We start from the raw sequence: 23808 nt of genomic DNA, 5'->3' as shown, positions 1-23808 counted from the left end.
ATTCCAGTTCACAAACCAAAAAGTGTTCGATATTAAATTAAGTGAGCTTATGCTTTTGGCAACGCTTTTGGTCATCGATTTTAAAAAGACCGTTATTCATAAGTTCGTATGGTGGATCATGGCGTTTTTTGTGGCGTTCCTGTTATCGAGCGTAATACTGAACCCATTCCGTACTTTTTACATTAACACCGAACTGTCTGTTATTAAATTACCTTATGTGGTAAGCTTCTCACGCTTTATGGAGCTTTTCTGTTGCCTCATATTTGTTCATTACGTATGTATTTCTTTTCGTAAAATCAGTATTGAAAGGATAATGCGGGCCGTTTATCGGCTTATCCGGTTCCAGATCTATTGGATCGGCACATTCTTCGTTTTCGTGTTTTGTCTCTACCGGTTCGGGATTCTGCACGTAGCGCAGGGAAATGGCTTTCTGGTTTACGATACCACGTTTAATTATTCAGATATTCCCTCTTTCAGACTTAAAGGATTTTTTGTAGAAGGGGGGCCGCTCGGCCTTTTTTATGCCTACCTGTTCGTTTTATACGATGGCGTGCTGGCCATTATGAAGAAAAAGGACTTATTGGGCAAAGCGATTATTATACTGATCATCTACGTAGCTCAGTCAAAAGCCGGGTATGCGTGCCTGGGCCTTTACCTGGTTTATCACGTATACAGCATTATTAACAGGGGCCGGTACCGCCTGATGCTTAAAGCCGTCGGTATCCCGGTTATCGCGGTGATTACATCCGTATTTTTATATTTTTTGCTGATAAGTTACTTATCGGTACTAAGCGACGACATCCGCAAAAGCGATCCTAATGATGTGAACGGGGCAATGGATATGGGGCGTGTACCAGCGATGATCATTGTACCGAATATGGTTAAAAAGAACTATCTCCTGGGCATAGGACTTGGAAATTACCCATTACTGAGAAATGACCCGGATTACCTCGGTTTTTTTAAAGCCATTCCGACCAGTCTTTGGGATTCGCCCGGCCTCGGCGGACTTATTGATCTTTTAAATGAAGGTGGTATTATATTTTTTGCCACTTTTGCGTTGATTTTATACATCATTTTCATGAAAATAAAAACGTCGAAAATACTGGTAATAGTTTTTCTTTCGTTCGTTTTACCCTTTGTGAGTGGAGTACAGTTGTATTTTATCTACCCATGGTTCAGCCTCGCATTAATTATTATACTACTAAGAGAAAAGGAACTGACCTATGAATAAACGTATTGTTCTTGATGGAAGGATGATCGTTCATTCAGGCATCGGCAGGTATATCAGGGAGATCATATTGACCCTGGCCTCCACCAATGCAGCTGTGACGATTTTGGGCAGACCCGATGATTTCGATCAGTATAAGGATAATAAGAACATCACGATAGTTAAATTCGATCACCCCATCTACTCGGTTAAAGAACAACTTGCCTTCCTCTCGGCTCCGTCGTGCGACCTTTTTATCTCTCCGCATTATAACGTGCCGCTTTTCCTGCCACAGGCGAAACGGCAAATGACCTTTATCCCGGATGTAAATCACCTGGTATTTATAAACGAGTTCTCGTTACCCAAACGGTTATACGCTAAGTTTTTCTTTTCGAGAGCCGTCAATAAATCTGATGTGATTTTTACGATCTCAGACTTCTCGAAGGCGGAAATCGTAAAATACACGGGTTGTAACCCCGATATTATCCACGTAGCAAAACTCGATATCGATAAGGAACATTTTTCCCGGATCGATCATGAACTCGAAACGGCGGGTGATCCTGCCGCGTCAGGCGTCAGCTATGAAGAGCTCGAGTATATTTTATATGTAGGCAACATCAAACCGCATAAAAACCTGAAACGTTGTATTGCCGCTTTTAACCAATTGGCCGAGTCCTTTCCGAAGCTGAAATTTGTGATTGTGGGGCGGAAGGAAAACTTTATTACCGGCGATTCTGAACTTATTTCCATGCTCGAGGAAAACGACGGTTTTGACGGCAGGATCAGTATGACCGGCAAAATATCCGACGTCACACTCGCCCACATTTATAAATATGCAAAGTGTTTACTTTTTGCATCCTTATACGAAGGTTTTGGATTGCCACCGCTAGAGGCGATGTTTTTTAACTGCCCGGTAATCAGTTCCAGGGAAGGATCGCTTCCGGAAGTTTGCGGAGACGCGGCGCTATACTGCGACGCTTACGATGCGGGAGACATAAGCGAAAAAATCGCCCTGTTGCTTACCAGCAATTCGCTCAGAGCGGAGCTCACAGCCAAGGGGAATGAACGCCTTGGCGAGTTCAGCTGGAATAAATTCAGGAACCAGGTCGCTGTAAAAATCAATGACGTACTAAATGACTAGGAAAATAGCCGTTATATCAGGAATCACCGGGCAGGACGGGGCGTACCTCAGCAAATTATTGATCGATCATAACTACCAGGTAGTCGGCCTTACACGCAGTTATTCAAATATTAATAAGAATAACCTCAAGTACGTCGACGTGCTTGATAAAGTGATCATAGAAGAATGCGATCTGCTCGATTTCTCGAGCATTATTAAGATCCTGCTCAAATATAAGCCGCTGGAGTTTTATAACCTCGCTGCACAAAGCTCGGTCGGATTGTCGTTCGAACAACCTATCGGAACCATAAACTATAATACCAGCACCGTATTAAATATACTGGAAAGTATCAGGTTGCTGGCACTCGATACCAAATTCTACCAGGCCTCGAGCAGCGAGATGTTTGGCAGCGTTTCTACACTGCCTATCAATTCCAGTACGCCATTGCACCCGTTAAGCCCATATGCTATTTCTAAGGCAACTGCATACTGGACAGTGATAAATTATCGTGAGTCTTACGGCATATATGCGGTGAACGGCGTGTTGTTTAACCACGAATCGTATCTCAGAAGTCCCAATTTCTTCATTAAAAAAGTGCTTAAATCATCGCTCGACATTAAAGCAGGTGTTCAGGATGTGTTAAAAGTCGGCAATGTCAATATCAAAAGAGACTTTGGATATGCCCCCGATTACGTAAGGGCGATGTGGCTTTCCCTGCAGACATCCAAACCCGGTGATTACTTTATCTGTTCCGGTGAATCGGTATATCTTAAGGATATCATTCATTATGTGTTCGATTACCTGAACATACCTTTCGATCGGCTCGTGGAGGACCCATCTTTATTTAGGCCGACAGATATCGAAGACATTTATGGCGACAACTCTAAAGCCAAAAAGGACCTCGGATGGGAATATGATAAAACTTTTTACGAGGTGTTAAACCTCCTGATTGACGAAGAGTCTGCTAATTATAAAAAATGAAAATCGCAATCATTCACGATGACCTGATGCGCAGGGGAGGAGCTGAACAAGTCGTGTTAAGCATGATGAAGGCTTATCCCCAGGCCGACTTGTACACGATGTGTTACCAGCCCGACCTTACTTATGTGGAGTTTAAACAGTACAAAGTGCATACATCCGTTTTCCAGAAGCTGGTAAAAACGGAGAAAGCAATGAAAATGCTGTTTTTCCCCTTTGGTATTATCAGTATGAACCTCTTAAAGATCAAAGGTTACGACATCGTGCTGATATCCAATACTTTTGGAGGAAAGTATGTGTCGGTCGACAGCTCTTCGAAGGTATTTATCTATACGTATACCCCTTTCAGGCTGGCCTGGAACCCGACTTCTTATACCGAATACAATAATTCATCAGGTATTAAAAGGATCGCTTTTGATCTGGTAACCAGCATACTGCGCAGGATCGACGCAAAAGCCGCTAAAAAAGGCCGGTATTTTATGGGGATGACCAAAGAGACCGCTCAAAGAATTAAAGATGCATATCATGTGGACGACGTGAAGATCATTCACCCGCCCGTTAAATGTGATAATTTCTACCAGTCGGATAGTCCTTCAGATTACTACCTGATCGTTTCGCGTCTCGAGTTTTACAAGAAAGTGGACCTCGCGATCCGGGCCTTCAACAAACTGGGGCATAAGCTGGTCATTGTTGGCAATGGCAGTAAGAAGGAGGCGCTTAAGGAGATGGCCAAAGATAATATCATTTTTAAAAGCGGGCTGCCAAAGGAGGAGATCGCTTCGCTGTACGCCAATTGCAAAGGATTCATCTTCCCGCAACACGAGGATTACGGTATCACCCCGCTTGAAGCCAACGCCTCAGGCAGGCCGGTGATCGCCTATGGACAAGGGGGAGTGCTCGAAACCATGGTTCCTTATACCGGTAACGATCAGGCTGCTACTGCATTGTTTTTTAAAGAACAAACGGAAGAGTCGCTGATTAGTGCCGTTCAGCAGTTCGAAACCCTTAAATTTAATCCCGGTTTTATTACCGCTCATGCGAAAAAATTCGACGAGTCGGTGTTTGTAACCGAGCTTCGAAAGTATATCGCGGAGAATTCCTAAAGACCAATTCTTAAAATGTTGCTATCTTTGACGATTATATGTACCGGAAAGCAATAAAAAGGATTCGTTTTTGGTCCGATATTTTTCTTCTGTCAATAGGTTTCGTTCTTACGGTATTTAGTGTAAAAGAGAGTTATTCACTCACTTTACTGGATGGCGGCCTGCTGGTATTTCTTATTACCGGCTGGTATTTCTCTACCAAATCGAACAACCTCTACGACGAGTTCAGGGGTGTTAAAGGGCTGGGATATGAGCTGTTACGTACCTTTAATAACATCGCTTTCCAGGGGGTATTAACGGTGTTGTTCCTGTTTGTGATCAGTCAACCTTTTTACGACAGGAAATTCGCGTTATTATATTTGTTTTGGCTCAGTATCCTGCTTCCCGTAGAGAAATTTACTTACAAACGGATTTTCATGTACCTGCGCAATAAAGGACGCAACCTGAGAAATGTTTTGATCGTAGGTGCGGGAAAGGTGGGAATGGATTTTTACGAGGTATTGGTAAATAATCCCTACTATGGATACCAGGTGCTTGGTTTCCTTGATGATGAAAATAAGGCTTACCTGAACGGCCAGTACCTTGGAACGATAGAGCAGCTTGAAAGGATTTTCGCGCGTGGCGATAAGCAGATCGATGAAGTGATCGTAGCGCTGCCTAATAACGCGGTACAAAAGATCAAAGAGGTGGTGCAGATCGCTATGAAGGAGACGGTGAGGGTTAGGATCATTCCCGATTATTTCAACTTCCTGTCATCCAAATATAATGTGGATATGTTTGGTAATTTTCCCATTATTACCGTTCGGCACGAACCACTGGAAGAGTTTCATTGGAAAACCGTAAAAAGAGTGGTTGACATCGTCATGAGCCTGCTCATCTTAGTCATGATATGTTCCTGGTTATTCCCTATCATCGCTTTGCTGATCAAGCTTGATTCACGTGGACCTGTATTTTTCGTACAGGAACGATGGGGAAAGCAAAATAAAAAGATGAAGTGCTATAAGTTCAGGTCGATGTACACCAATAACGGAACCCGTAAAAAACAGAAGTTCGAGCAGGCTAAACGTAACGACCCCCGTGTTACCCGCATCGGAGCGTTTTTGAGGAAAACCAGCCTCGACGAAATGCCACAGTTTTTTAACGTGCTTATCGGCTCTATGTCTGTCGTTGGGCCGCGTCCTCACCCTACGCCGCTGAATATTGAGTCGAGAAACATCATCGACAGTTACCAGGTACGCCACCTTGTAAAACCCGGCATAACTGGCTGGGCGCAGGTTAATGGCCTGCGCGGGGAAACAGCCGAACCGGAAATGATGCAGGCGAGGGTGGCTTTCGATATCTGGTATATTGAAAACTGGAGCCTCGAACTGGATATTAAAATCATATTTCTCACCGCATGGCGAATGCTTATCGGGGATAAGAATGCGTTTTAAAGGCTATTCGAAATAATAGGCCAGGCCGAGCTTTGCATAGAAATTAAACGGATCGTTTCCCGCTTCGTATTTATAATTTGAAGCGAATATTCCCCTTATTTCGGCGTTAATAAGAAAGTTCCGGTATCTGCGGTCTGCCTGCGCGGCTACGCTCACATCTTTCCATTGGTTAGCTGCCGCACCGTTGAACACCACTCTCGAATAATCCAGGTTGTGCCAATACCAATCAACCTGGATCGTCGATTTATTTAGCCCTTTGTGCCAGGAAAGGTCATTAGAAACGAGGTTACTGCCAGGGCCGATACCTGCACCAAGCACTTCGCCGCGGTTGGTATATCCGTGTCTTATCACCGGATGGACATACCAGGTTGGGCCGTAGCGGATCATACGCGTGTTCCCACTGGCCATATTGGTGTTTTCGAAGCCAAAGCCGATCGACTCGCCGGTACGGTTCAAAGGGATTAATTTACGTATCCCGAATATGTAGGCGCGGGCGTGATCGGGTTCAATAAGAAAATCGCGGGTGTTGTACGAGTGATCATTTCTGCCATATTCAATATAGATCTCCGCTTTAGCCTCTGGCCAAACCCATCTTGAAAAAAATGAAAAAACCTGGTCCTTGCCCTTGAAGTCTTCATCTTCGGAGTTCTTTTTTTCTAGCACGTCGAGAAAAGGAAGATACCCGCGAAATCCCGGTTTGAGATCTGAATGATAAATATTAAAGGCTCTTGATACGCCGATAAATAACCCCGGCGTCCACCGTGGGCTATAGGTGAAAATGATGCCTGAAAAGTACCGCCAGTCTGTAGAATAGGGTACGAACAACTGAAACGGATCGTTATCCGGCGTTATCCCTGAACCTTCGAGTCTCCCGCCCACGACCTGCGCTTCAAAAGATCCGACGGGCGTAGACACGGGTCGAGACGTATTGAACGTTACGTGACGGAACCCGGGCGCCGAGTTCGTGAGTATAATTGAATTTCTTATCCCAGGTCCCCACCAGATATTCTCATTGGAAAAACCCAGGGAGACCGGTCCCGCATTAAGCCGTATACTGCTTTGACCCAGCGTCGCCTTAGCATAAGCTCCGTGACCAAATTGCTCAGGCACGTCCGAAACGTTCCGGATAAGTCTGAAAAAAGTGTTCGACAAGCCCGGGTTACCGGATCGGAACAAGCTGAAATCCCGGTTCCTTGCGTAAACAAATTCGGGTTTCAGCTGAATGCTTAGCGGACCGAGCCTGGCGTACACCCCTCCGCTTAACGTGGTTTGGTAACCCCGGGCCGGAATCATCAGGCCGTCATTCCAGCCGTAAGGGCTTCGTGTGGTGAATTGCTGCTGCCAGCTTACAGGTAGCACCGAAAATTGTGTGAACGCTTTCTCCTCCGCCCCGGGAAAAAATACGTCGATGGAGTGACTTGAATAGGACACGGGCCTTATGGTGAACGATAATGCAGAATCTCCGCCGCTTAGTTGCGATCTGCGGATATAATCTTCTAAAGCCGGCGTGCCCACGGGCAACGATTGACTGCGGGCTGCCGGGATGGCCAGTGCGATGCAAATTAATGCGGTTACATAGAGGCGGAACTTCATATCAATGACCGCTAAGATAGTATTTAATCCTTTTTTAAATTAAAACACTATTTTTATCCGAAGCCGTTAATACATGGCTGCAGGTTATACCGCATCAACTCAAAAAAGCACCATTGAATAATATTACACCACCAAGGGAACGAATAATTTCCAGGAGACGGAGCTACCGGCAGGAAGAAGAAGAAGCTATTATGTTAAAAAACGGCCTTAAAAGTGTAAAAAATGGCTACCGTTACTTGCGCGCAAAAAATAAGATCATCATTATCTCGGCGTTTATCGGCGCCTTGCTCGGGCTGGCTATCGCCTTCCTGGTAAAACCAAAGTATATCGCCGAATGCACTTTTGTGCTGGAGGAAGATAGCGGCGGCGGCCTCAACCAATATAAAGGCATAGCCGCCATGGTAGGTCTCGACCTGAGCGGCATGGGCAGCAGCAGCGGCCTGTTTAAAGACGATAATATCATCGACTTGTATAAGTCGCGCAATATGCTCGAAAAAACACTGCTCAGCAAGGCGGCGTTCGGCACAAGGCAGCAATTACTCATCAGCAGGTTTATCGATCAGAATAAGCTGAAAGATAAATGGAAATCGGCAAAGCCGGAAGATTTCGACTTCAGCAGGCAACCTTTTACCGTTGGGCAGGACAGCGTGATCCGTGAGGTGGTGAAACTGATCAGGGAAGAATATCTTGAAGTTGGGCGGTACAACAAGAAAAGCAGCATTATCGCGGTACAATATACGGGCCGCGACCAATTATACTCACGGGCATTTACCATGGCGCTGGTAGAAAATGTGAATGAGTTTTACATAAAGACAAAAACGAAAAAATCCGCGAAAAATGTAAGGCTGCTCGAACATAAAGCCGACAGTGTAAAACGCCTGCTCAACGCGTCCATTGGCAGCGTTGCTGCGGCAGTGGGGCAGAATCCCAATCCCAATATCGCCATTCAACGGCTCAAAGTGCCTTCGCAACAGCGGCAGGTAGATGTGCAGGCAAACGGTGCGCTTTACAGCGAGATCGTTAAGAACCTGGAACTGGCCAGGATGTCGCAGGACCGCGAAACGCCGCTCATCCAGGTGATAGATTACCCGAAACTGCCGCTCGAGATTAAGAAGATCAGCAAAGCGCTGGGCCTGGTGGCGGGCGGGCTCATTGCGGGTTTGCTAAGCGTGATCCTGCTGCTGCTCGCCGAAGTGTTCCGGTCTGTGGATTAGGCGGGATCGATATGGTATCTGTAAAGAAAAATCTCGTTTACTCCATCCTGCTTTCACTGAGCCAGCTGCTGTTCCCGCTTGTTACGTTCCCCTATGCCTCGCGGGTGTTGCTGCCCCGGGGCATAGGCGCTGTAAGCTTTGCCGATAGCTTCACCCAGTACTTTATCCTGTTTGCATCCGTAGGGCTGCCGCTGTATGGCGTACGCGAAGTGTCCAAAGCCAAAGACGACCGCGTGAAACTTGACCGGCTTTTCTCGGAGCTGATGTTAATAAGCCTGGGTTTTACCCTTTTGTACCTGGTTGTTTACATAGCATGCATCTTCACGGTACCCAAACTATACAGCAGCAGGGAACTTTATTTTGTGGGCTGCTGCATCCTGCTTTCCAATGCGTTTATGATCGATTGGTTTTACCAGGGGCTTGAGAATTTTAGTTTTATCGTTAAAAGAACGCTGGTGCTGCGTTGCCTCATCGTGGCGGGTATGTTTGTGTGGGTACGCGAACCCGCGGATATGGTAATATATTATGCGCTTACCCTGGCGGCATTTGCAGGTGGCGCGGCAGTAAACCAGCTTTATGCGTTAAAATGGGTCACATTCACGTTAACAGGGCTCGACTTTAAAAAACACCTTAAGCCGATGCTGTATATTTTTGCCTCTTCGGTATTTATCAGCGTATATACTATTATGGATACGATCATCCTGGGCTTCTTAACAAACGATACGGTGGTGGGTTATTACAGTGCTTCCGCTAGGATCAGTAAGATTTCCCTCGTCGTGATCGGCGCGCTGGGTACGGCCCTGGTGCCGCGCCTGGCAGCTGTGTTCAGCCAGGGGCATGCGGAGGAAGCAAGAAAGCTCCTGGCCACCTCTGCCTCTTATGTGATCACCCTGAGCGTACCGCTGAGCATCGGCACCTGGGTAATGGCTCCAGAACTGGTAAGCATGTTTGGCGGAGCCGCTTTTATGCCGTCGGTGTCGTCGCTCAGGATCTTCGCTATAGTGGTTATCATTCTTGGCTTCGCGCAGATCTACAGCAACCAGTTGCTTATCCCGCTTAACAAGGAGAAATTTATTTTAAGAAGCGTGCTGGCAGGCGTACTGGTGAATCTCGTTTTAAGCTTCGCGCTGATTCCGCGGTTTAAACACGACGGCGCCGCTTTTGCCAATGTAGCCACCGAAGCTGTGGTAACGGTAATGATGGCCTGGTACGCCGCTAAGTTCTTCAGGTTTCCCGTTCCTGCCCGGTTTATCATTCAAAGCGTTGTTTCCTGCTTGTTTTTTGTGCCTGCCAGGCTGCTGGTGGCCGAAGTATGGCCGGGTACTATTTTCGGGGCGGCGCTGGCCATTATACTTTCGGCCATTACTTATGTGATACTGCAGCTGGTTGTGTTTAAAAACGAGCTCATCAACGGCTATTACCGTTCGTTCCGGAACCGGTTGGCAGGTTTACGATCTCCCGATGAAACAACATTCACTTAATCCAGGTAGCCGGTTAACTGCATGCAAGTCTCCATTATCATCGTCAATTATAATACCGCCGGTCTCTGCATCCAGTGTATCGGGTCGGTAAAAAAGCTGATCACAGGCCTTGAGTACGAGATCATCGTGGTCGACAATGCATCTGCCGGCGATTCTTGCCTGCAGATAACCGATGCGTTCCCGGAAGTGAAACTGTTGCGTAACCAGGAAAATCTCGGTTTCGGAAGGGCGAATAATCTCGGCATCGAACAGGCTGCAGGGGAGTATCTCTTCTTGCTCAATTCAGATACCTGGCTTCTTAATAATGCCCCGGCGATCTTTTATCATTTTATGGAGTTACCCCAAAACAAGCAGGTCGGATGCTGCGGGGGCGCTTTGTTTAAGCCCGGGGGCGAAGGGCAGGCCGCCTATGGCAATTTCCCTTCATTGCTGGAGGCCTTCTCGTACCTCGGATTTTACCGGCTCTATAAATCATATTTCCGGCAACATATTAGTCCGGGTGTGGTTAATACCTCGCCTGCCGACCGGCCCGTAGATTATATTTCCGGCGCCGACATGTTCATCAGGCGGCAGGCATTAACCGAAACCGGTACTTTTGACCCTGATTTTTTTCTTTACTTTGAAGAGACCGAACTCTCGTTCCGCTTTAAAAAGAAACGATGGTTATCCTTTATTGTGCCCGAAGCAAAGATCGTGCACCTGGAAGGCGCTTCGCAGCAGCAAACCGGGACTGCGTTTAACCCGGTAAAGGAGACGCTTTTTATGCGCAGCCGGAAACACTTTTTTGTAAAATGCTACGGAAGGGTTAGCGCCACGGTCATGAAAATACTTTATGGCACCAGCTATTGCCTGTCGGGCATATTGGGCCGTGATAAAAATTGGTGGCAGAAATTGAAGATATTGTCGAAAACGTGAAAGAGTTGAAGATCCTTATTGTGTTTGGCACCCGGCCGGAAGCCATCAAAATGGCTCCGCTGGTAAAGCTGTTTGCCGCAGATCCCCGGTTCGAAACCCGTGTTTGTGTTACGGCCCAGCACCGCGAAATGCTCGACCAGGTATTGCGTTTTTTCGAGATCACACCGGCGTACGATCTCGACCTGATGAAGCCCGGTCAGGACCTTTACCACCTTACCGCTGCCGTAATTACAGGAATGAAACCCGTGCTCGAAAGTTTTTCTCCGGATTATGTGTTCGTGCACGGGGATACTTCCACTTCTACCGGGGCTGCGTTGGCGTCCTTTTATGCCGGTGCCAGGGTTTGCCATGTCGAAGCCGGCCTGCGTACTTATAATAAGCGGTCGCCGTTTCCCGAAGAGGTGAACCGCCAGCTAACCGCCCGCATTGCCGACCTGCATTTTGCGCCCACGAACACCGCTGCGGCGAATTTATTATCGGAGGGAATATCGTCCCAACAGATCTGCGTAACCGGTAATACAGTGATCGACGCCCTGTTATGGGCGCGGAAAAAGATTGCGGGTTACGAAGACGACGAGATCCGTGAACTAAAATCCCTCATTCAGCCTGGTAAGAAGATCGTGCTGGTAACGGGTCATCGCCGCGAAAATTTCGGCGATGGCTTCCTGCAGATCTGCCGCGCCATCCGCCGGATTGCGGAAATGGAAAACGTCCAGGTAATCTATCCCGTACACCTGAACCCCAACGTGCAGCAGCCTGTGCGCTCGCTGCTTACGGGCATTGATACCGTAACCCTCATTTCGCCGCTGGCATACCCCGCATTTATCTGGCTGATGGAGAAAAGCACCTTGTTGCTTACCGATAGTGGCGGCGTGCAGGAGGAGGCGCCGTCACTCGGTAAACCGGTGCTCGTGATGCGCAATACCACGGAACGCCCCGAAGCGGTGCACGCCGGCACCGTAAAGCTGGTAGGGGCGCACGAAGATACCATCGTGTCCGAAGCGTCGTTATTGCTGACAGACCCGGTTGCATATGCGAGGATGAGCCAGAATATTAACCCTTATGGAGATGGTACCGCCTGTGCGTCCATCGTCCGCAAAATACTGGCGCTAAATGGCTGAGCTGTTGTTTATAGCGCCCTATCCGCACGAGAAGAACCTCCGCGACGGAATGGTACAGCGGGTAAAAGCTGTCGACCAGCTTTTTGAAGAAGATAACCGCCGTTACCTCGATATAAGCTTCACTGCGCACGTTTTCCCGGAGAAAAAACAACCCAACCCGCACCTTACCATTATCTCGCTCAACTTTTTTACAGGCCTGCCTTATATCCTGTATTGCTTTTTTAACGCGAAAACGGTGTATTGCCACGCGATGTACAATTTTGCGAAAGTCGGGTTGTTTTGCCGGCCTGGAAATAAAAAGGTAGTACTCGACTTACACGGCCTTGTGCCCGAAGAAAGAAAAGCGGAGGGCAAAAGATGGTTATCGTGGTTTTACAGCTTTGCGGAAGCGGCCGCCTTTCGCCGGGTGGCGATGATGGTCTGCGTTACCGAACGAATGGAACAGTATTACCGCGATAAATACCCTGCGTTTAAGGGGCGGTATGTGAAGTATGCAATTGTTCCCGAAAATCTTGCTGGCGCAAACCAGTCCCTTTTAACTGGCAATGCGCAGGAGCGGGTGCTGGTGATCTATAGTGGCAATACGCAGGTTTGGCAAAATATCGGGTTGATGCTGCAAACGATCAGGAATAATCGCCTGGAACACGTTACCTACCTGCTGCTAACCGGTGAGCCGGAAGCCATGAAGCATCAGGCGAAGGCGGCGGGTTTAACAGCTAACGACGTGACCATCCTGAGTGTAACGCCCGCTGAGCTGGAACAGTATTACGCAAGAGCACACTACGGCTTTATTCTTCGGGATGACATCTCCGTGAACCGTGTGGCCAATCCTACAAAAATGATCGAGTATTTGTACTATGGTATTACCCCGATCGTTAAATCTGCCGACATCGGCGATTTTAACGATTTAGGGTACGATTTCGTATCGTATAAAGATCCTTTCAGTAATTTCAGCCTCAAAAAAAGCACGAAAAATATGCAGATTGCCGCGGAGATGCTTAAATTAAACGACAAGGAACGATTTAAACAGGCGGTACGCGCGGTCCCGGGCGAACCTGCATACGATAACTGACCGAGAATATGCTGTTCTACTACCTGCTTTTCTTTTTGATCCTGACAATATTTGTGATCACCAGGGCCGGTGATATCCGGCCCGTGTATTCGCTGCTTGTGATCGGGGTGATGCTGGTGCTGGTAGCCGGTTTTAAGAAAGTGGGGAATGACAGGGATTCCATTAATTACCTCGATTATTTTTTATCGGTTGGCAGCCCGGGCCAGTACTTCACCGAATATAAGGTCAATTATTTTTACGAGCCGTTTTATTACCTGGTGCCCTCGGTCCTGGCGGCATTAGGCATACAGGTTTGGCTAACGTTCCTGGTGGTGGCGGTGATCGGCGTAGGCCTTAAATTTCTTGCGATCCAGCGGCTAACCGAACTGGTTTTTCTCTCCGTACTGGTTTATATCGGGCACTTTTTTATCCTGCACGAGATGACGCAGATCCGCGCCGGCGTAATGTCGGGATGCGTACTGCTGTGTATTCCCGAGATCTACCAGCGTAATCACCTGCGTTTCGCATTGTTTATTTTAATCGGGATACTTTTCCACTATTCCATCCTGATCTTCGTGCCTTTTTACTTCCTGGACGGACAAAGCCTTCATAAAAGAACGTACCTGCTGCTGCTGTATGTGCCATACCTGCTTTATTTCCTCAATATTAACCCGCTTACTATTCTCCAGTCAATGAGCCTTGGGCTGATTTCGGAGAAGATCGCGGTTTACAACCAGATGCTCCAGATGGGAGACGGCAGCGCGATCAACGTTTTTAATACCATCTTCCTTATACAGCTGGCGCTTTGCACGTTCCTTATCATAAAGTCACACGTACTGGCTGAACATAACAAATACGCATTCCTGTTGATAAAGATCTACAGCTGGTCGGCATGTTTTTTTGTACTGTTTTCTGCAATTCCGATCGCCGCCTTCCGCCTCAGCGAGGTGCTGCAGATCGTGCAGGTGATCGTGGTGCCGTTCCTGGTATATCTCGTAAGGCCAAAGTATGTGGCAATGGCGGCTGTGATCGCGTTTGCACTCGCTTTCTTTACGTTCGACCTGTATTACAACGAGTTCTTATTTCCCTATTTTAAGTGATGCGAGCGGAAAATCCACCGGTAGCCATCCTGATGGCTGTTTTCAACGGCGAAAAATATCTCCGCGGGCAGTTGGACAGTATCCTCCTCCAATCCTACACCCAGTGGGAGCTTTGGGTGCGTGATGATGGTTCGACCGATGGAAGCCTGGCCATCGTGCACGAATACGCCGCCCGCGCGCCAGGGATAAAACTGCTCGTGAACGAATCCCCCCGGCAGGGGAGCCTCGCCAATTTCTCCGCATTGATGGATGCGGCCGGCGATCATTTCGGGTACTATATGTTTTGCGACCAGGATGATGTGTGGCTCCCCGGTAAGATTGCCGCGGCTATGGCGGGAATGAAGCGGCTGGAGGGTAAGTTTGGAGCAAAATTGCCGTTGCTGGTGTATTCCAATTTTACCTATGTTACGCAAGACCTGGAAAAGATACCCCTGCGGGTAGATCTGTCGCCTCCCGGGAATAAGGCAGATGCCTTGTTTAAATCCCTGTTCGTGCAAAATACCGTATACGGTTGCACCATGCTGTTCAACCAGCCGTTGCTATCGCTTGGAAAGGCTATTCCTGCCGCATTTAGTAACCATGATTATTGGCTCGCATTCGTCGCCGCTTCCTGCGGACGTACGCTTCACCTGACAGAATCAGCGATCTTATACCGCCAGCACGCAGCCAATGTAACCTCGCCCTTCCGCAACAGCGGAATAAAAGCCCGGGTAGCGCGGTTATTCGACAGTTCGCAGCTGCAGCGCGACATGGCGCAAAAACGCCTTCAATGCGAGCTGGTGGTAAGCAGGTTCGGGAGGCTCATGGATCCCGGAAGCCGGGCGCTTATCGGCGAGTTTGTTCGTGTGGCAGGTACCGGGGGCCTTCCTATGTGGAGATTCCTCGTACGCCACCGGATCTGGCGGAAAACAATGCTGCAAAATGTGTTATTATTCATCACCTGTTGGAAGGGGACCGGCAACACATGAAGCTTTTCTTCGACAATATCATTTTTTCACTACAGCGGTCCGGCGGTATTTCTGTATACTGGTTCGAACTGATGCAGCGGCTGAAGCATAGAGCCGACGTTCACTATGTAAATTACCCGGGCACCAGGTACCATATCCGTGTAAATGACCTGGGCGCTTTCAGTTACCCCGGCGTGAAAGACTTCCGGTTGCCGATCTTTCTTACCCGGTTCCTGCCATTCCTGACGAAACTTCCGGCGGGATCCGTGTTCCATTCAAGCTACCAGCGCGTTGCCCTGCAGCGGGATGTGGTAAACATCACTACGGTGCACGACCTCGGTTACGAGCTGGGTAATATGCGGACAGGTTACCGGCGTACCATCCACCTGTTTTTTAAACGGCTGGTGGTAAAACGTACCGATGGCTTTATCTGCGTATCAGCCAATACCAGGAAAGATTTGCTGTATTTTTATCCGTTTATCGATCCGGCGACGGTAACCGTAATCCATAATGGTGCGGGAGCTGCGTACCGGCAGCTCGCGAATATACCGGCAACGGACCATCTTCCTGGCCGTTACGTACTATACGTAGGAGGCCGCGACCCTTACAAGAACTTTGAGAAAGCAGTTAAAATGGTATCGTTGCTGCCTGGCTATGACTTATTAATAGCAGGGGGAAAGCCGCTATCGCCCGCTGAAAAGCTCCTGCTGAATGTACAAATGCCCGGTCGCTATCATGCCCGTACAAATCTTTCTGATGATGAGCTTAGCTTGCTGTACAACAAAGCGTTTTGCCTGCTCTACCCATCTTCATACGAAGGGTTCGGGATCCCGGTGGTGGAGGCGATGAAATGCGGTTGCCCGGTGATCGTTTCCAATAGCTCGTCGCTGCCGGAGGTGGCGGGTGAAAGCGCCATTACCATAAATCCGCTTGACATCAGCGCGGGAGCGGCAGCGATCAGGAGCCTGGAGGATCCGGCCTTCCGGGCCACAAAGATAGCGGCAGGTATTGTCCAGGGAGCAAAATTCTCCTGGGATACGTGCGCGGCGCAAACTCTCGATTTTTACCATGACATCCATACACGCAAATTCGGTCACCATCGTTAACCGTAACTACCCGCCACATCCCGGCATCACGGGAGCGTGCGCTGCGGAGCTGGCCGCTTTTTTAACGGGGAAGGGGGTTGCGGTGAACGTAGTGCATGTTGATGCACCTTACGAGGGCAAAACCGTATCCGCTTCCCCGGCGGGCGAGGTGATCCGTGTTAACACATTCTATAACGGGAAAAATAAGCTGATCAGGCTGTTTGCCAATCTATTTGAAGGATTTCTGCTGATCTGGAAAGCAAAACGGCTGAAAGCTGGTGTGATCATTTGCATGACAGATCCGCCACTGCTGAACTTCTGGGCGGCATTGCTGCTGCAACGGCGGAAATGGATCTTATGGGCAATGGACCTCTATCCCGAAGCGTTTGTGGCGGCCGGGCTTGTTTCCGGTAACAACCCCGTGTACCGGTTTATCGATCGGCTGGTGGCCAACCGGCCGCCCTGGCATATTATAGCGCTGGGGAGCGTGCAGGCGGCATATCTTCAAATGAAGTATAAAACGCCGGTAAGTATCTCCATCCTTCCCGCGGGCGTGCTGTCTGTCACTGCGCCTGGGCCGGTAACTGCACCGCCGGTGTGGGCCACGCGCGATAAGATCATACTTGGGTATTGCGGGAACCTCGGCGAAGCACACTCCCCGGAATTTCTGTACGCAATTATCGACGGCCTTGATCACTCGAAATATCACCTGGTGCTCTCGGCATATGGCGTGCATGCAAAAAAACTGCGCGACTATGCACAGGGCAAACCCGGCGTTTTTGTACTGCCTTTCCTGCCTGCCGAAGAAATGCGGCTGATCGACATCCACCTGGCCTCGCTAAAACCAGCGTGGGCAAATGTGTGCGTACCCTCCAAAGTGCTTACTTCCATTTGTATGGGGGGAGCATTCGTGTATTTCGGACCGGAACAGTCAGACAATTGGCAGATGCCCAAAAAGGCCGGCTGGCTGCTTTCGCAAAGCGAAGACTTCAGTACTTCGATACCGGGGATGTTTAACAGCCTCACCCGGGAAGCCATCAACCGCAGGAAACAGGAAGCGTTGCAGCTTGCGGAGGACTTGTTGCTGGAAAAACGACGGGCAATGGACGATATTTATACAAGGATCAAACTGCAGTAAATAATCGTACTTTTGAATGTATGCGCTTTATCATCAACCTATGTGTTAACTGCTCAGTATTACTGGCCCTGACACTTTGTTTGCCTTCCTGTAAAAAAGACGTACGGAAAGAAACGGTCGTGTATGCGAACGATTTTGAAAGCGGGAATCTGGCAAATATTCAAAACGGGCATCTCTATTCTTATGGAGGGGGGACCAATATGGGCCGGTATAATGCCAGCGGGTTTGCCTTGGACCTGAAAGATCTTCCCTCTCATGATTTCGTGGAAATCTCTTTTAACCTCTACATCCACGATAGCTGGGACGGTAATAATAGCCAGGGGGGCTTAGATGGCCCGGATATCTGGCAAATGAAGGTCGACGGCGATACCCTTATCAATACGACTTTCTCCAATAGCTATTTTTTACAGTCGTACCCTGATAATTATCCCGCATTTCGCCTTCCTAAAACGAACGCGCGGCCTGTGCTCCTGGCCGGTGCCTGTATCTGGCAACATGAAGCCATGGGGAGCTCGGTGTATGATGTTAAAAAACTGGTAAAGCATTCGGGCGCTGCACTTTATTTGGAATGCCTCGATAAGCTCAGGCAGCCCAATAGCCCGACACCTTCATGTGACGAGAGCTGGTCTATTGACAATATCAGTATTACGGCAATTGAAACGAATTGATAGCAGTTTTAAATATATTTTGATGACGTTCCGAGTATTACTGGTCCTGGTATTTTCTATTCTGCCTGTTTGCCTTTTACGTGCTCAACCCATCCCGGTGAGCTCACCGGAACTGGAAGATTACTACCGGCGTGCGCAGCTGAAAGGAGAGCTTGACAGCGCGGTTTCTTTTATGGTAAGACCTTTACTCCCTGGTGCGGCGTTTTCTCTTTCGGCTAATCCGTTTTATCCCGATAGCAGCCAACAAAAAAAACTCCGTATAAACGATACCCGGGCCTTTGATTCGGGAAACGGTTTACTCCGGATCCTTCCGTTCGAAGTTCGCCTGCAAAATCAAACCAAAGTGCCCTACGGCTGGAACGACGGCGCCATGATTCCCGCGAAGGGCCTCCAGTCTGTAATTACCTGGGGCGTGCACCTGAACTACAAGGCATTGTCACTCACCTTAAAGCCGGAGCTTGTCACCGCCAAAAACAAACTGTATGAGGGTTTCCCCACGGAGTACCCGGATGAAGATTGGGCCCTGTTTTTCAACTATTACCACAATGTGATCGACCTCCCCGAACAGTTTGGAACGTCGGCATACCAGCGGCTGCTTCCGGGTCAAAGCAGTCTCCGGGTAAATGTGGATAACTTCTCCCTGGGGCTGTCGACAGAGAATCTCTGGTGGGGGCCTGGAATGCGTAACTCGCTTATAATGAGCAATACGGCTCCGGGTTTTTTCCACATTACCCTAAATACGATAAAGCCTGTAAAAACAGTCGCAGGCTCTTTTGAGGGCCAGTTTATTGCCGGAAGACTGGCCGATTCTAAGTTTGCACCCATAGATAGTGCAAGAACCTTATATGAGGTGCCGATCTACCGTCCGCGAAATACGGAATGGCGTTATTTATCGGGCATGGTGCTTACCTGGCAACCCAGGTGGGTAAAAGGGCTTTTTATCGGGTATGCACGTACATCCCAGGCATATCACAGCGACCTGGACCATCCCGCCGATTACCTGCCGTTCCTGCTTCCTGTCAAAAGATTCAAGCCCGGGAAGTTTACATTTGAGGACGACCGGAAATCTGATCAGTACGCTTCATTTTTCATGCGTTGGTTATTCCCGCGTGCCAACGGCGAATTTTACCTCGAGTATGGCATGAACAATCACTACGCAGATATGTCGAGGCTGGACGTGGCCGGCGGGCATTCGCGCGCGTATGTGCTCGGGATCCGTAAGCTTTTCCCGTTAACGCCGGTAGACGACCTTTCCGTAAACGCAGAAGTTACCCAGCTTATGGGGCCGGGCGATTATATTAGTAAGCCGGGAGAAAGCTGGTACGTAAACTCGGTAGTCAGGCAAGGATATACCCACATGGGGCAATTGCTGGGAGCCGGAACAGGCCCGGCCAGCAGCTTGCAGTCACTGGATCTTGCATGGCACCGCAAGCTGAACTTTGTGGGACTGCGTGCCGAACGTTATCTTCATAATGACGACCTCATGTATTATATATATTATGATGCGAGGCGGTCGTGGGTCGACATCAGTTATAGCCTGAGGCTCGGGCTGACTCGGGGCCATTTTGCTTTTACGGGAGAGCTTCAGCGAAATAAATCGCTCAATTATTTCTTTTTCCTGAAGGAACAACCCGGTGTGTTCTGGGTCCCCGGGCGTGATGTGGTCAATTTAACCACCAAATTTTCTGTGAGTTACAGGTTTTAACCGGCTGATTTTCAATTCCGCAGATATCGCCCTGCACGATAAATGCTTAATTAAAAAAGTGATAAAATTGCCTGTAATGCTTATCTTTATCACGCACATGAACATGATTAATCTTCTTGGAATTTTTTTTTCGGCTTTTGTTGTCGCTGCTATCGTCGTGCCGGTTGCTATAGAAACTGCATATAAAAGAAGGTTGTTCGACGTACCCACAGAATCCCGTAAGGTACATAAGCGTATTATTCCCAATCTCGGGGGCATTGCGATCTTTGCAGGTTTCATGTTTACCCAGCAGTTGTTTATCAGGGCCAGCATGATCCCTTGTATCAACCAGATCCTCATGTGCGGTACGCTATTGTTCATGTTGGGCCTTAAGGACGATATTGTGGGGCTTACCCCGTTCAAAAAGTTTATCGCACAGTTTGCTGCTGCCTCCATTGTGGCCATCATCGGCGATATCAGGATTATTGACCTTAACGGGATCATGGGCCTTTACCAGCTCAGCTATCCTTTCAGCATTAGTCTCAGCGTTTTTGCCATCGTAGGTATCGTTAACTCGTTCAACCTGATCGATGGGGTAGACGGGTTAGCTGGTTGTCTTGGGGTGGTTATGACGTTTATGTTCGCTTTCCTGTTTTACAAAGCCGGCGAAACCGGCTGGTGTTATCTCGCATTGGCGTCTGCCGGCTCGATCATCGGTTTTCTCCTGTACAATATGCCGGCGGCGAGGATCTTTATGGGCGATTCGGGATCACTGCTGATCGGTTTCCTGGTAGTGACCATGAGCATTCATTTTGTAAATATTGCCGGCAAAGGCACCCCTGTGCTTGGCTCAATCCGGGTGGTATCGCCGCATGCGCTGGTGCTGGCGCTCCTCATTATCCCGCTTTTCGATACACTTCGGGTATTTACCATCAGGATCCTGGCAAATACGTCGCCATTTAAGGCTGATCGTAATCACCTACATCATCGTTTGCTCGCTGTAGGAATGAGTCACCTACAAGTAACTATTACACTTTGCCTGATTACCGTCGGGTTTGTCGCCCTTACCCTCTACCTGCAAAAAGTGGGAGATAACCAGTTGATCGCCACTATTATGATGATCGTTTTCTCGTTGAACACGGGCTTTACGCTCTACCTGGCCAGCGTCCCCCGTGATCCTGAGGCGGTGCTCAGCGCTGCCGACACCGTTTCTCCCCCTTCGGCGAAAGGCAAAAGAAAGGGATCGCCGAAACAGAGAAACCGCTTGCCGCGCGAGGATTTCGCGGACGAGGTGATAAAAAAAATATATCGTAACTGATTGACATGGTCTATGTGGCCCGGTAAATTTGTATTATTGCAGGATTTACTATTGAAACTTATGAGTTTGACAAAAATATTTGGATGGATCGTGCCGGTGCTTGCGTTGTTCTTTGTCGCCCCTGCGTTCGCTCAAACAATTAACAAATCGACGATAAGCAATATGCGGGTCGACGACCTGACCGATGACCAGGTTAAACAGTTCATTACGTTGGCAGAAGCGCGCGGCTATGATCCGCTCGACGAAGTACAGCTACAGCAGGCGGCCAACGAAGCGGGCATGAAAGTCTCCTCTACCGAAATAAAAAAGCTGATCGCCAGGATTGAGGTACTAAAAAGGGATGGCTCCATTAAAAGCAATACCCCGTCAAACCAGGGAAGACAACCTTCTTCGGGCCGGCGCGTGATCGGGATGGATTCGGTGGGCGTACAACAAGACAGCCTTACGGCACAACAGCGCGAAAAAGAAGCTTTCCGCAAGAGGATCTTCGGATCGGAGATCTTTACCTCCAATAAGCTCACGTTCGAGCCCAACCTCCGCCTGGCTACCCCCAGGAATTACGTGGTTGGTACCGACGACGAGATCCAGATCGATATTTACGGCTATTCGGAAGCCAATTACAACCTCCAGGTGTCGCCGGAGGGGACGATCAACATACCTTATGTAGGCGTGGTGAAAGTTAGCGGGATCACCATTGAGGCTGCCACAAGCAGGATCAAAAGCAGGTTATCTACCATTTATTCGGGAATCCGTACCGGCAATACAAATGTCAGTGTAAATGTCGGGAACATCAGGAGCATTAAGGTGATCCTCACGGGCGAGGTGGTAAAACCGGGCACCTATACCTTTCCATCGCTTGCCACCGTATTCCACGCACTCTATTCTTCGGGTGGCCCGACAGAAAATGGCTCTTTCAGGGAGATCGACCTGATCCGTGCAGGCAAGAAGATCGCTACGATTGATGTCTATGGCTTCCTGCTTACAGGGCAGCTAAAGAACGATATCCGTTTACAGGACCAGGATGTAATCCGTTTCCCGGCCTATAAAAACCGGGTTGAAGTGGAAGGCGAGGTAAAGCATCCCGGAATATTCGAAATGCTTCCGGGAGAATCCCTGAACGACCTGCTTTCCTTTACCAGTGGTTTTACCGAAAGCGCTTACCGGGCAAGGGTGAAAGTGCTCAAAAATACGGCTACGGAGCGGAAGCTGGCGGATATTACTGAGTCCCAGTTCGCAACCTATAAACCGGAAGCGGGCGACAAATTTTTCGTAAGCCGTATCCTCAATCGCTACGCAAACCGCGTAAAAGTGGAAGGTGCTGTATTTCGTGCCGGAGATTATGAGCTCACGCCGGGCCTGACCGTGAAACAACTCATTTTGCAGGCTGAGGGAGTAAGGGAAGATGCGTTCCGTAACCGTGCTTCTATTACGCGCCTTAAGGATGATAACCAGATAGAGTTGATAGATTTTGACCTTGGTATGGTACTCGCAGGTACTGCCGCTGATATTCCGCTTAAACGCGAAGATGTAGTGACCATCAGTTCGATCTTCGACCTGAAAGAGGAATATTTAGTGACCATAGACGGCGAGGTACGCAATCCGAGAACGATAGCTTATGCCGAAGGGATGACCGTAGAAGACCTGATCATTAAGGCCGGAGGCCTAAAGGAAGGCGCTACGCCTAATCGCATAGAAGTGGCCCGGCGTGTAAGTAACAGTAACGTACTATCGGTATCCGCAAAAACCGCCGATATTTATAACCACACGATCAGCCTGGATCTGAAGGCGCAGGGAACTAAGTTTGTCCTGCAACCATTCGATATTGTAACCGTGAGGGCTTCGGCAGGGTACGAGAAGCAGCAGCAAGTGCGCGTAACCGGCGAGGTGCTGTACACCGGGTTGTATACCATATCTAAAAAAGACGAGCGTATTTCTGATTTTATACAGCGTGCCGGCGGCTTAACGGCCATCGCCTATGTGGAAGGAGCGTCGCTACGGCGTCCCGGCCCCAACAAGCCGCAGCAGGATTCTACAGATACCATTGATCCCGTAAACGACTCTAAACAACGGATCAAACAATTTGAGCGTTTGCAGAAACGCGTAAATAATGCAGCTACGCTCGACCTCCCCGCCGAAGACATTAACAATTTCGTGGGAATTAACCTGGCAAAGATCATGAAGCAGCCGGGCTCAAAAGAAGATATCTTCCTGGAAGACGGCGATATCCTCAACGTTCCCAAGCAGCTCCAAACAGTTACCGTTAATGGCGAGGTGCTTTCGCCCAACACCGTGATCTTTGCAAAATCCAAAGGCTTTAGAGATTATATCTCAAACGCCGGCGGCTTTACGCAAAAGGCCAAAAAGCGCCACTCCTTTATCAGGTATGCTAATGGCTCGGTAAAAAGCACAAGCAAGATCTTTTTCTTTACGAATTACCCGGCGGTAAAGCCCGGCGCCGTAATTTTCGTGCCGCAAAAAGAAGAAAGAAAAGCGGTATCCGTTGCCGAATTGGTAGGGATTACCTCGGGCATAGCATCGTTAGGCGCTATTGTGCTCGGGATTATGAATCTTTCTAAATAGTAAAATTCTGCGTCGCCTGCAGCGGCGCAGAACAAAAGGCGTCTCTGAGTGTTAAACCTGCAATTAATCTA

Annotated in this window: 19 protein-coding genes; 18 read left to right on the top strand and 1 reads right to left on the bottom strand. The window is 48.7% G+C overall.

The genetic code is table 11. The features are described from left to right. The first annotated feature begins 49 nt into the window (after nucleotides 1-49). The 5 genes from GS398_RS18955 to GS398_RS18935 are packed head-to-tail and all read left to right on the top strand — an operon-like array spanning nucleotide 50 to nucleotide 5842. Nucleotides 50-1231, top strand: coding sequence for a hypothetical protein (locus GS398_RS18955; protein WP_160908399.1), 1182 nt, complete (start codon nucleotides 50-52; stop codon nucleotides 1229-1231). Continuing rightward, the gene (locus tag GS398_RS18950; RefSeq protein WP_160908398.1) at nucleotides 1224-2348 is read left to right on the top strand and encodes a glycosyltransferase family 4 protein; all 1125 of its coding nucleotides are present in this window, start codon (nucleotides 1224-1226) and stop codon (nucleotides 2346-2348) included. The genes GS398_RS18955 and GS398_RS18950 overlap by 8 nt, the downstream gene beginning before the upstream one ends. After that, nucleotides 2341-3309, top strand: a complete 969-nt coding sequence (locus tag GS398_RS18945; RefSeq protein ID WP_160908397.1) for a GDP-mannose 4,6-dehydratase — start codon at nucleotides 2341-2343, stop codon at nucleotides 3307-3309. Before GS398_RS18950 ends, GS398_RS18945 begins: the two co-directional genes overlap by 8 nt. Beyond that, entirely contained in the window at nucleotides 3306-4409 is a 1104-nt protein-coding gene (locus GS398_RS18940; RefSeq protein WP_202406136.1) for a glycosyltransferase, read from the top strand. Before GS398_RS18945 ends, GS398_RS18940 begins: the two co-directional genes overlap by 4 nt. 38 nt (nucleotides 4410-4447) lie before the next feature. Continuing rightward, on the top strand, nucleotides 4448-5842 hold the full coding sequence (locus tag GS398_RS18935) for an undecaprenyl-phosphate glucose phosphotransferase (RefSeq protein ID WP_160908396.1): 1395 nt from the start codon (nucleotides 4448-4450) through the stop codon (nucleotides 5840-5842). A gap of 3 nt (nucleotides 5843-5845) precedes the next feature. Here GS398_RS18935 and GS398_RS18930 read toward each other — a convergent pair whose 3' ends face one another. Beyond that, nucleotides 5846-7435, bottom strand: a complete 1590-nt coding sequence (locus tag GS398_RS18930) for a capsule assembly Wzi family protein (protein WP_160908395.1) — start codon at nucleotides 7433-7435, stop codon at nucleotides 5846-5848. Between the two features lie 113 nt (nucleotides 7436-7548). Between GS398_RS18930 and GS398_RS18925 the strand changes: the two genes are divergently transcribed. The 13 genes from GS398_RS18925 to GS398_RS18865 all read left to right on the top strand — a co-directional run bounded on the left by GS398_RS18925 (nucleotide 7549) and on the right by GS398_RS18865 (nucleotide 23737). After that, nucleotides 7549-8649 (top strand): Wzz/FepE/Etk N-terminal domain-containing protein, encoded by a 1101-nt coding sequence (locus GS398_RS18925; protein WP_160908394.1) that lies wholly within the window; start codon nucleotides 7549-7551, stop codon nucleotides 8647-8649. An 11-nt stretch (nucleotides 8650-8660) separates the two neighbouring features. After that, on the top strand, nucleotides 8661-10130 hold the full coding sequence (locus tag GS398_RS18920) for a flippase (RefSeq protein WP_160908393.1): 1470 nt from the start codon (nucleotides 8661-8663) through the stop codon (nucleotides 10128-10130). Between the two features lie 21 nt (nucleotides 10131-10151). Continuing rightward, nucleotides 10152-11045 (top strand): glycosyltransferase family 2 protein, encoded by an 894-nt coding sequence (locus GS398_RS18915; protein ID WP_160908392.1) that lies wholly within the window; start codon nucleotides 10152-10154, stop codon nucleotides 11043-11045. Further along, a complete protein-coding gene (gene wecB, locus GS398_RS18910; RefSeq protein WP_369410279.1) occupies nucleotides 11012-12166 on the top strand; it encodes a non-hydrolyzing UDP-N-acetylglucosamine 2-epimerase in 1155 nt (384 codons plus the stop codon). The genes GS398_RS18915 and wecB overlap by 34 nt, the downstream gene beginning before the upstream one ends. After that, nucleotides 12159-13238 (top strand): glycosyltransferase family protein, encoded by a 1080-nt coding sequence (locus GS398_RS18905; protein ID WP_160908391.1) that lies wholly within the window; start codon nucleotides 12159-12161, stop codon nucleotides 13236-13238. The genes wecB and GS398_RS18905 overlap by 8 nt, the downstream gene beginning before the upstream one ends. 8 nt (nucleotides 13239-13246) lie before the next feature. Then, entirely contained in the window at nucleotides 13247-14317 is a 1071-nt protein-coding gene (locus GS398_RS18900; protein WP_160908390.1) for an EpsG family protein, read from the top strand. Continuing rightward, nucleotides 14317-15285 (top strand): glycosyltransferase family 2 protein, encoded by a 969-nt coding sequence (locus tag GS398_RS18895; protein WP_160908389.1) that lies wholly within the window; start codon nucleotides 14317-14319, stop codon nucleotides 15283-15285. The genes GS398_RS18900 and GS398_RS18895 overlap by 1 nt, the downstream gene beginning before the upstream one ends. Then, a complete protein-coding gene (locus GS398_RS18890) occupies nucleotides 15282-16370 on the top strand; it encodes a glycosyltransferase family 4 protein (protein WP_160908388.1) in 1089 nt (362 codons plus the stop codon). Before GS398_RS18895 ends, GS398_RS18890 begins: the two co-directional genes overlap by 4 nt. Then, nucleotides 16333-17487, top strand: a complete 1155-nt coding sequence (locus tag GS398_RS18885; RefSeq protein WP_160908387.1) for a glycosyltransferase family protein — start codon at nucleotides 16333-16335, stop codon at nucleotides 17485-17487. Before GS398_RS18890 ends, GS398_RS18885 begins: the two co-directional genes overlap by 38 nt. Before the next feature lie 20 nt (nucleotides 17488-17507). After that, nucleotides 17508-18155 carry a hypothetical protein gene (locus GS398_RS18880; RefSeq protein WP_160908386.1) on the top strand — a complete coding sequence of 216 codons (648 nt, stop codon included), beginning with the start codon at nucleotides 17508-17510 and terminating at the stop codon, nucleotides 18153-18155. Between the two features lie 22 nt (nucleotides 18156-18177). After that, a complete protein-coding gene (locus tag GS398_RS18875) occupies nucleotides 18178-19860 on the top strand; it encodes a capsule assembly Wzi family protein (RefSeq protein WP_160908385.1) in 1683 nt (560 codons plus the stop codon). A 76-nt stretch (nucleotides 19861-19936) separates the two neighbouring features. Beyond that, nucleotides 19937-21157 (top strand): MraY family glycosyltransferase, encoded by a 1221-nt coding sequence (locus GS398_RS18870; RefSeq protein ID WP_160908384.1) that lies wholly within the window; start codon nucleotides 19937-19939, stop codon nucleotides 21155-21157. A 60-nt stretch (nucleotides 21158-21217) separates the two neighbouring features. After that, on the top strand, nucleotides 21218-23737 hold the full coding sequence (locus tag GS398_RS18865; protein ID WP_160908383.1) for an SLBB domain-containing protein: 2520 nt from the start codon (nucleotides 21218-21220) through the stop codon (nucleotides 23735-23737). Nucleotides 23738-23808 lie beyond the last annotated feature (71 nt).

Origin of the sequence: Hufsiella ginkgonis (assembly GCF_009834915.1) — a bacterium.
Classification (GTDB): domain Bacteria; phylum Bacteroidota; class Bacteroidia; order Sphingobacteriales; family Sphingobacteriaceae; genus Hufsiella; species Hufsiella ginkgonis.
Note: the sequence above shows the minus strand (reverse complement) of the source record. Positions and strands in the feature narration are given on the sequence as shown.